This window comes from Flavobacterium macrobrachii, assembly GCF_014486675.1.
Taxonomy (GTDB): Bacteria; Bacteroidota; Bacteroidia; order Flavobacteriales; family Flavobacteriaceae; genus Flavobacterium; species Flavobacterium macrobrachii.
This window is the reverse complement of record NZ_JACTAC010000213.1, coordinates 1-297: the sequence shown is the minus strand read 5'-3', so window position 1 is coordinate 297 and position 297 is coordinate 1. Positions and strand designations below refer to the sequence as shown.

Sequence of the window (297 nt, the reverse complement as noted above, 5' to 3'; positions counted from 1 at the left end):
GTTTTAAATTCGCTGTTTTCTTCCAGTTCATTTACAAAAGCACTAGCATCGTCCAAAACTTCTTTCTCTACCAGACTATCCATACTCGCATTTGCTTTGATAAAAACGCTATCAACTGCTTGACGCTTGCCACGAACCATTCCTTTAGAAACACACATCTTCAATACTAGCTTGAATAAATCTAGAAAAATTTCTTCGCCATACAAACTTCGGGTTCTACTTATAGTACTGTGCCAAGGCAATGGCTCATGAACATCATAACCTAAAAACAAACGAATTGACAAACTATCGCTGCAA

At 37.4% G+C, this 297-nt stretch carries 1 protein-coding gene; it reads right to left on the bottom strand.

Annotated features, from left to right (window positions below):
• On the bottom strand, positions 1-297 hold a 297-nt coding region (locus IAI56_RS16010; RefSeq protein WP_187658802.1), incomplete at both ends, for a transposase.